The sequence below is a fragment of the Cuspidothrix issatschenkoi CHARLIE-1 genome (assembly GCF_002934005.1).
Lineage (GTDB): Bacteria > Cyanobacteriota > Cyanobacteriia > Cyanobacteriales > Nostocaceae > Cuspidothrix > Cuspidothrix issatschenkoi.
Map to the genome: position 1 here is coordinate 1 of NZ_PGEM01000093.1, position 9,286 is coordinate 9,286.

Here is a 9,286-nt window from a genome sequence, read left to right on the forward strand (position 1 = left end):
GGACAGAGATCCCCGACTTCTTTAAGAAGTCGGGGATCTGAATTAGAGCAAGTACAGCAATTATTTTCTTAATAGTTGTGTTTCCATTAATTCCACTTCCTCAAGAAGCGATAAAAATAAAGTAAGTTGAATGTTCAACTTACTGTTATTTCCTGAATAACTATTAGACTAATCATCAAACAAATATCTTCAATATCCTATTTATTCTCATGCGCTAAACCTGCACCAATTATACCCAAACAGCATAAACCATAATATACCTCTGGTTCATTACCACATTGACCATCTTTTTGATCTTGTCTGATCGTTGCTTGTGTTGCTCTAGTAAAACATTTTGCATACCCTTTTCCCCTACTTGCTAATGCTGGTGTTGCTAAACCAAAGGTGAAAAAAGCAGGAATAATTAAGTAAATAAATGCTCTGCGATTTACTAAATTAGTAGTTCTCCTTGCTAAATTTGCAGATGGTACATTTACCTGGTTTGGTTGTTTTTGAGATGCCAAAATTTCCGCCGCTTCTCCACATTCAATAAAGCGTTTTCCGGAAAGTTGAATCGCTTCATTCAAATCCTGTTTTATGAAAACATTTTTTACATATTGGGAACACGAATCTCCACCATGTAAAACTCGATGAGCGCAACAATAACCCTTGTAAGGTGAAAGATATTTTTGATATAGGTTAATGCTAAAAACCAAGATTTTACGGATTAATTTACCAAATATTTCCATGATTACCTCTAGGAATACAACATTATTTATCTTGTCCGCAAAGATAGTTATTTATCTAATTCTTCCATTTGTTTTTTAGCGCGGGAAATAGCTAAAGCATTATCAATAGGTGCAACTATTAAACCTCCCAGCGAACCTATAGTAAAAGCTCTTTCCATGGCTTCTTTTTCAGTACGAGAAAATCCTCCAATTATTGCCCCCATTAAACCAAAACTGCACAACATCCACAAGAAAGCTTTCCAGCGTCGGGTGTAACAATATCCTGCTATGGGAATTAGCATGGAAAATAACACAGCAAGACCGATATTTAACCGAGAAAGACGCACAATTTGTTCGGCTTTTTTGCGTTCTTCCTGATCATTTATTGAATCTAAATATTGTCGTAACAGTTCTTGATTTTTGTTCTCTTGTGACATGGTAGATTTTTCCTCACCCTGACGCTTGTATTATTTACATCACGGATCACACCTTACTCTCTATTTTGTTATCTTTCAATACTTTTCATGCGAATGAGAAAATGTCATTTTTAGTATCTATATTGATGCAAAAGATCCCCGCATTCTTAGACAAATCTTCTCTATCACAGAGAATTCATCACAGAAGTCGGGGATCTTATCTATTATTTTTGTTGTTTGGTTTCCATTAATTCCACTTCCTATAAAGGAAGCGGTGCAACTGGGTTGATTGTTGGATGACAAAAGATGAAGTCTAGTTTCCATTAATTCCACTTCCTATAAAGGAAGCGGTTTCACAACTCATAGAAGCCTTGGAGGAATTGAAATCTGAGTTGTTTCCATTAATTCCACTTCCTATAAAGGAAGCGGTCTTGGTTTCCCTACTATCCATTTAAGGCTAGTGAAGAGTTTCCATTAATTCCACTTCCTATAAAGGAAGCGGTTTTAGAAAAGCACGCACTTTACCTTCTTAAAGAGGAGCGTTTCCATTAATTCCACTTCCTATAAAGGAAGCGGTACATTTCAGAAGCGATGAGTAGCTTGTACAAAGAGAGTTTCCATTAATTCCACTTCCTATAAAGGAAGCGGTTAACAGTTTAGAGATCGCTAAACTCATATTATTGAAGTGTTTCCATTAATTCCACTTCCTATAAAGGAAGCGGTGATACAGAGGAACTAAATCTTGGGAGATCACACCCACCGTTGTGTTTCCATTAATTCCACTTCCTATAAAGGAAGCGGTCTATATTTATCAGGGTATAGAGGATTAACGTCTGTTACCGCGTTTCCATTAATTCCACTTCCTATAAAGGAAGCGGTGATTTACATAAATCAACAAACTTAACTTACATAGATTCGTTTCCATTAATTCCACTTCCTATAAAGGAAGCGGTTTAGCTTGTGCTACTGGCTATGACAAAGCTAAGTTGTTTCCATTAATTCCACTTCCTATAAAGGAAGCGGTTTTCATACTCTCTTTCCTGTCCAACATACCTCCATTCTAAGTTTCCATTAATTCCACTTCCTATAAAGGAAGCGGTTACTACTTAATAGCTAGTAGGATAGAGTTTTGTCATGCACTCACTAGTTTCCATTAATTCCACTTCCTATAAAGGAAGCGGTTGTTGACTGGATTGGTATGAGCATGGAGACAGCTACTAAAGCTAGGGTGACTATCAGGTTTCCATTAATTCCACTTCCTATAAAGGAAGCGGTAACTTCCTGCTTACTTCTTTCAGGATAATTGGGGTTTATTTAAACCCTACAGTTTCCATTAATTCCACTTCCTATAAAGGAAGCGGTGTTATTCCTGAAATCAAAAAAGAGGTACTTAATGAGAAGTTTCCATTAATTCCACTTCCTATAAAGGAAGCGGTTTTCTAGCAAACTTTGACCAAAACATCTATATCTTGTTTCCATTAATTCCACTTCCTATAAAGGAAGCGGTTGCTCCCCGTGCAGAGGGTTAGACCTTACAGGTTTCCATTAATTCCACTTCCTATAAAGGAAGCGGTAAACTCTTATAACAAAGTAGAAGAAGATTTACTGTATAGTTTCCATTAATTCCACTTCCTATAAAGGAAGCGGTTTAATGGAGCATGTAGACAAAGTGGGGGAGGTAAAGTTTCCATTAATTCCACTTCCTATAAAGGAAGCGGTTTTGGAGGTAAAGCTTTAGTTAAGTTATTGAAAGAGTTTCCATTAATTCCACTTCCTATAAAGGAAGCGGTGTTTTGTATGCAGACGCAGGTGCGATTGTAAATACAAATGGTTTCCATTAATTCCACTTCCTATAAAGGAAGCGGTAGCCTGTTTGGCTAGATTTGGATCAATGCCGTATTTCTGCAGTTTCCATTAATTCCACTTCCTATAAAGGAAGCGGTTTAGCTAACAGATTACAGGATCTTGACTTTGATCTATCAACGTTTCCATTAATTCCACTTCCTATAAAGGAAGCGGTTGGGGTCTACAGAACTAATCTAAACTTGGTTCATATCTATGTCCCTTATGTTTCCATTAATTCCACTTCCTATAAAGGAAGCGGTTTAAGTGCTGCTCTTGTTCCTATTGCCGCTAATGCAGGAATAGTTTCCATTAATTCCACTTCCTATAAAGGAAGCGGTAGCCCCTATTATAAACCCTTACCCTGTCTACTGTCTAGATGCCATTTTCGGCCGGGTCTGAAAACAGAGTCAACCAGCGCCATAAAACCTCCCATCAAAAACGCCAAAACCCTTACCCAGCAAGAGATCGGCCGGGTCAACGAAAGAATCAACATTTGCACCTCCTCCCCTACCCGGCCGCAAAAAAACCATCACCAACAAAAAAATTCCTCATTCGCATCAAACCCCTTGTATAAACCATCCCTTAGTAAGTAACCTAAAAAACATCAACAACACACATTAAAAATATGTACATTTCCCATCGTGCAGCATTAGTTAGAAACTTAGGAGTTGCTACCTGCAACGGCGCAATTACACTGATTATTTTACTAATTGCCCCCCTAGGACTAACAGCCGTCATTATCAACACACTTTTAGTTACATTAGCGAGTTTTATTAACGCTGCTGCTGGCGATAGGATAGTACGTTTTTTGCAACCCGCACAAATTAAAACAATAATAGCAGAAATCATCAATCAAAATTCCATAATTATGAATTCTTCACAACAAAAACAAAAATAATAATTGACAATTACAGCAAAAAATAAATCAGTAATCTGAATATTTTGGAAAATATCATCCATTTGTTAATATGCGAACACTTTATGTATCCCGTCAAGGTTGTTATATCTCCCTCAAAGCAGAAACATTAATAGTCAAACAAGGGGAAAATATCCAAACCGAAGTACAACTACCACTCATAGAACAAATATTAATATTCGGTCAATCTCAAATCACCACCCAAGCCATTCGTAGCTGTTTATGGCGAGATATTCCCATCGCTTATTTATCCAGAATGGGCTATTGTTATGGACGATTAATGCCCATAGAAAGAGGTTATCGCCAACTGTCCCGCTATCAACAACAACTAACCATAACCGATAAATTAATAGTCGCCCAAAACATAGTCACAGGTAAATTAAAAAACAGCCGTACCTTCCTCCAACGTCAACAACGACGCAACCCATCCACAACCACAGAAATGGCAATTAAAAGTTTAGCAGTATTAATTCAAAAAGCCCAAGAAGCAGAAACCATAGAAAGATTAATGGGTTTAGAAGGTGCTGGTGCGGCTCAATATTTTTCCGCATTTGGAGAATGTTTAAATCACCCTCAATTTATCTTTTTAGCCCGCAGTCGTCGTCCTCCCGGAAACCCAGTTAACGCCATGTTGAGTTTTGGTTATCAAATCCTTTGGAATCACATTTTAACATTAGTTGAACTGCAAGGATTAGACCCCTATTACGCCTGTTTACACCAAGGAACAGAACGTCATGCGGCATTAGCATCTGATTTAATAGAAGAATTTAGAAGTCCTATAATTGATTCCCTCGTATTGTGGTTAATCAACACTAAAGTTATGGACGCAGATCAAGATTTTGCATATTATAATAGTGGTTGTTATCTCAATAACAATGGTAGGGGAAAATATATAAAATACTTCCTGCAAAGATTAGCAGAAGAAATACAAAATCAAAAAGAAGAAAAACAGCCCCGTTGGGATTTAATTACTCAACAAATCAAAAATTTTAAAACCTTTGTTTATCAACCTACTAACATCTATCAACCCTATCAAATTCGGTAATTTTTGTCATGTTATTTTATATCATAGTTTATGATATTCCCTGTGATAAACGGCGGCAAAAAATATCAGAACTATTAGAAGGATATGGTAAAAGAGTACAATATTCAGTATTTGAATGTCTGCTTAATCAAAGTCAATATACAGAACTAAAAAAACGACTACATAAACAAATCAACTCTTCAGAAGACAGTATCAGATTTTATCCGCTAAGTAAACATACATTTAACCAAATTGAAACTTGGGGAGAACCACCAATTACAGAAATTCCCGGTTCTATTATTATTTGAATTGACAATATAGTATTTGTAAGGTGCGTTACGCTACCGCTAACACTTCCAAGTCCCCCATTTTACCCCCAAACTTGGGGGTCACGGGGGCAGAGGATTTAGGGGGCGACTCAACTCCCAACACCACCCCAGGAAAAAACCTTGTCAGTAAACACACTGAATTATACCTGCTCAATTATTAATAGTGATATCCGTATATTCTCACTGGTTCACAGCTTATTAGCAATGATAGCTTAACACCTGTAACCATTTTACACAGGTTAAAAAAATGGCTGTAAGTATAGAAGAACAGGGTAGCAAATTTATCACCACCGAAGCAATTGAAAATCAAGACGGAGAACAGAAAGTTTGGGACGCGGTGCGAGGTGCATTTGCCGATAGAAATTGTATTGGATATTGGCGTTATCCCCTTTTTTCCCAAGTTGGAGAAACTCGCAAAGAACCGGATATATTAATAACTGATCGAGAATTTGGAATCATTGTTATTGAAGTTAAATCCCTAAACATTGACCAAATCGCTAATATTAATGGTCAACAATGGCAACTACAAAACATTGACACCACAGAAACAAATCCCCATCAACAAGCAGAACATCAACTGCGAGCATTAATATCCTATAGTGATCGAGAACCTGCACTATGGCGCAAAGTTAATGGTAAAGCCATAGTTGCATTACCCCAAATTACCACAGAACAATGGCAACAAAAAGGCTTTGATAAAATACCCGATTTACCGCCCATTATCTTTCAAGATAACTTAGGAAAAGTCAGATTAATTGAAAGTATTCACCAAGCCCATAATATCATTCCTGGAACAGATTTAGAAGATAAAGATTGGGAATTATTACTTTCTGCTATTAGTGGTACTTCCGTACTGCGTAAACCGCCCCGTCCAGAAGTTAATACCACCGGAAACACCCGTTCTAGTGTGATTGAGAGTTTACGAGAAAGACTTTATGAAATAGATTTACAACAGGAACATATAGGTAAAGAAATTCCACCCGGACCCCAACGGATTCGCGGTATTGCCGGATCAGGAAAAACAGTTTTACTCTGTCAAAAAGCCGCTAGTATGCACCTGAAACATCCAGATTGGGATATTGCCTTAGTATTTTTTACCCGTTCCTTATATGATTTAATGATTGGTTTACTTGACCAATGGATACGGCGGTTTAGTTGTGGAGAAATGCACTATGACCCGAAAACAAACTTGAGATTACAAGTATTTCATGCTTGGGGAGCAAAAGAACAACCAGGTTTATATAGAACCATTTGCGAATATCATGGTAAAAGACCGGGAACAGTCCAAAATACTACCGAAAAACAACCAAATCGCGGTTTAATAGATTTAAGTAAACGGCTATTAGAAGAAATTACCATTCAACCGATGTTTGATGCCATTCTCATAGATGAAGGTCAAGATTTAGTAGCCGAAAATGATTTAAAATATGAAGATAAACAAGCCATTTATTGGTTAGCTTATCAAGCTTTACGTCCTGTAAATCCAGATAAACCAGAAGAAAGGCGGTTAATTTGGGCTTATGATGAAGCGCAAAGTTTAGATAATTTAGTAGTACCCAAAGCTAAAGAGGTATTTGGTGAAAAATTAAGTAATTTATTGAATAAACAACCCCAATATCCAGGAGGAATTAAACGGTCTGAAGTAATGCGCCGTTGTTACCGTGTCCCTGGACAAATTCTCACCGCCGCCCATGCAATTGGCATGGGTTTATTACGTCCAGAGGGCATGGTGACAGGGATCACAAATAAAGATGATTGGCAAAAAATTGGTTATGAAGTCAAAGGAGATTTTCGCCGAGTTGGTAAACCCATAACCGTAGAAAGACAACCGCAATTTTCCCCAAATCCCATTCCTGAACTGTGGGGAAAATCTGTTTTAGAATTTCAAACTTATAGTTCTCGTGAAGCAGAAATGACAGCTTTAGCTGAAAATATTATGCACAATATTGTCCATGATGGACTTAACCCCAGTCGGGATATTTTAGTATTAGTTTTAGGTTCAACCTATGAAGCGATGGAATTAGAAACTTATGTGGCCAGTTTCTTAATAACCCAAGAAATAGACGTTTATATTCCCACAGCTTTAAAATTAAATGATTTATCTCCCCAATATCCCAATCATAACCCTGATAAATTTTGGTGTGATGGTGGTGTAACCGTTTCTCGCATCACCCGCGCTAAAGGACATGAAGCAGATATGGTTTATGTTGTTGGTTTTGATAATGTAGCCCGAAATGAAAGTGATGTAAATTTCCGCAATCAATTATTTGTAGCGTTAACCAGGGCGCGGGGTTGGGCAAATTTAAGCGGTGTTGGTAATTATCCCATGTATGAAGAAATGGGAAAAGTAATTGCTAGTGGGGAGAGTTTTACTTTCACCTATAAACGCCCCCCAAAACGGGATATTGGCGATGGTGAGTAATATCCTAAATATCCTAGAAGCCAGGGAATAAATTCCCTGTCTAAAAGCTAAAGTCGGTTAAAACCGACTATTTTTATGTCATTTATTCTATTTCGATAATAAATACTTTAGGGCTTGCTGAATAAACATAAAAGGATTACAGGTAAAGGGTTTGAGCCGTTTTCATGTAAAAAGAGTGCAAGCTTTTACGAGGTGGAAACTCGAAAACCTTGCATTTAAGTTTGATACCAAGGAAAAATAGCTCCCATCCAACTCTTGAAACTGTTCCCTGTTCCCTGTACAACTTTTTCAGCAAACCCTACTTTAATTGTGTGATAGAATTAAAAAACCAATAAACTTTACTCCTGCAAATCAAGGCAGTGGATTTTTGGATTCATCAGTAAATCATGATCAAATTCTCGCTGAACAATTATATTCACAATCATTAATATCTTAATCCTGTAAATCCTTAAATCCTGGACATCCTGATTCAGACAATTACCAAGGGCTGGGAAACCCCACCCCTACAACATCATCATTAATATCTTAATCCTGTAAATCCTTAAATCCTGGACATCCTGATTCAGACAATTCAGACAATTAATTCATCTCCAACAACACTTTTAAAACTCCCTTGGTTTTTGCCTTTTCAAAAGCTGCTAAACCTTGACATAAGGGATAACTATCATCAATTAAATAATCTACATCTACCTTTGCCGTCGCTAATAACTCCAATGCTGGAACAAAAGACCCACAACGAGAACCAATTAAAGTAATTTCATCTACTACTAAAGAAGAAGCATCTAAACTGAGATTTCCGGCATAGGTGCTTTTTAAAATTAATGTTCCACGAGGACGTAAACCTCGCCGCGCAGTGGCAAAACCTTCAGGATTTCCGGTACAATCAACAGCAATATCAAAATATTTATCAATCACACTATCAGCTAAACCAGTTTTAATTCCTCTGGCTGCTAAATTTACTAATTTATCCTCATGTCTGCCTACTACTAATAATTCACAACCTGTTAAAGCTAAAGTTTGAGCTATTAATTGTCCTAATTTCCCATCTCCGACTAGTAAAACTCGGTCATCTGAAGATATTTTCACTTGTGCTTGAATTTCTAAAGCTGCTGCTAGGGGTTCTGTAAAAGTTGCTACTTCTGTAGATACATTTTCCGGAACAGGATGCAAATTTTTAATAGGTAAAGATAAATATTCAGCAAAAGCACCATGACGATTAACAATACCTAAAACTGTGCGATTTTCGCAATGAGTTGGTTGTCCGCGACGACAAAAGCGACAATAACCACAAGCGGCGTTAATTTCACCTACCACTCTTTGGTTAATTAAATGGTCTGCACCTTGTTCAACCACACCGACAAACTCATGGCCAATAATGCCAGTATAGGGATAATAACCTTTGATTAATTCCAAATCAGTATTACAAATTCCTGCCCGCAAAACCCGAATTAATGCTTCCCCTGGTGCTGGTTCAGGAGTGGGAATATCGGTACGAAGTTGTAATTGGTTATTTTCTAGCCACAGCGCTTGCATAATTTTGTCTATTGTTAACTGTGAGTATTTTACACTGTATTTGGTGTAAATACTATCAGACTTGATGGGCAATTATGAGAAATTGAGGATATCC

Annotated in this window: 7 protein-coding genes and 1 CRISPR repeat array; of the genes, 4 read left to right on the top strand and 3 right to left on the bottom strand. The window is 37.3% G+C overall.

Annotation, left to right across the window (positions count from 1 at the left end; translation table 11 throughout):
• Window positions 1-197: 197 nt before the first annotated feature.
• Both yidD and CUN59_RS13355 read right to left on the bottom strand, forming a co-directional pair.
• Window positions 198-728 carry a membrane protein insertion efficiency factor YidD gene (gene yidD / locus CUN59_RS13350; RefSeq protein WP_104388306.1) on the bottom strand — a complete coding sequence of 177 codons (531 nt, stop codon included), beginning with the start codon at window positions 726-728 and terminating at the stop codon, window positions 198-200.
• Window positions 729-775: 47 nt separating this feature from the next.
• Window positions 776-1,144 carry a DUF8646 family protein gene (locus CUN59_RS13355; protein ID WP_104388307.1) on the bottom strand — a complete coding sequence of 123 codons (369 nt, stop codon included), beginning with the start codon at window positions 1,142-1,144 and terminating at the stop codon, window positions 776-778.
• A 219-nt stretch (window positions 1,145-1,363) separates the two neighbouring features.
• Window positions 1,364-3,306: a CRISPR direct-repeat array (repeat unit 36 nt; unit sequence GTTTCCATTAATTCCACTTCCTATAAAGGAAGCGGT).
• 287 nt (window positions 3,307-3,593) lie between these two features.
• On the opposite strand from CUN59_RS13355, the gene csx18 reads away from it, so the two are divergent.
• The 4 genes from csx18 (at window position 3,594) to CUN59_RS13375 (ending at window position 7,659) form a co-directional block, all read left to right on the top strand.
• Window positions 3,594-3,866, top strand: a complete 273-nt coding sequence (gene csx18, locus CUN59_RS13360; protein WP_104388308.1) for a CRISPR-associated protein Csx18 — start codon at window positions 3,594-3,596, stop codon at window positions 3,864-3,866.
• Window positions 3,867-3,936: 70 nt separating this feature from the next.
• Entirely contained in the window at window positions 3,937-4,929 is a 993-nt protein-coding gene (locus CUN59_RS13365; RefSeq protein WP_104388309.1) for a CRISPR-associated endonuclease Cas1, Slr7092 subtype, read from the top strand.
• Window positions 4,930-4,937: 8 nt separating this feature from the next.
• Window positions 4,938-5,216 (top strand): CRISPR-associated endonuclease Cas2, Ssr7093 family, encoded by a 279-nt coding sequence (gene cas2 / locus CUN59_RS13370; RefSeq protein WP_104388310.1) that lies wholly within the window; start codon window positions 4,938-4,940, stop codon window positions 5,214-5,216.
• A 268-nt stretch (window positions 5,217-5,484) separates the two neighbouring features.
• The gene (locus CUN59_RS13375) at window positions 5,485-7,659 is read left to right on the top strand and encodes an ATP-binding domain-containing protein (RefSeq protein ID WP_104388311.1); all 2,175 of its coding nucleotides are present in this window, start codon (window positions 5,485-5,487) and stop codon (window positions 7,657-7,659) included.
• A 579-nt stretch (window positions 7,660-8,238) separates the two neighbouring features.
• Here CUN59_RS13375 and CUN59_RS13380 read toward each other — a convergent pair.
• Window positions 8,239-9,192: an MDR/zinc-dependent alcohol dehydrogenase-like family protein gene (locus tag CUN59_RS13380; protein ID WP_104388312.1), complete on the bottom strand. Its 954-nt coding sequence runs from the start codon at window positions 9,190-9,192 to the stop codon at window positions 8,239-8,241.
• Window positions 9,193-9,286: the final 94 nt, after the last annotated feature.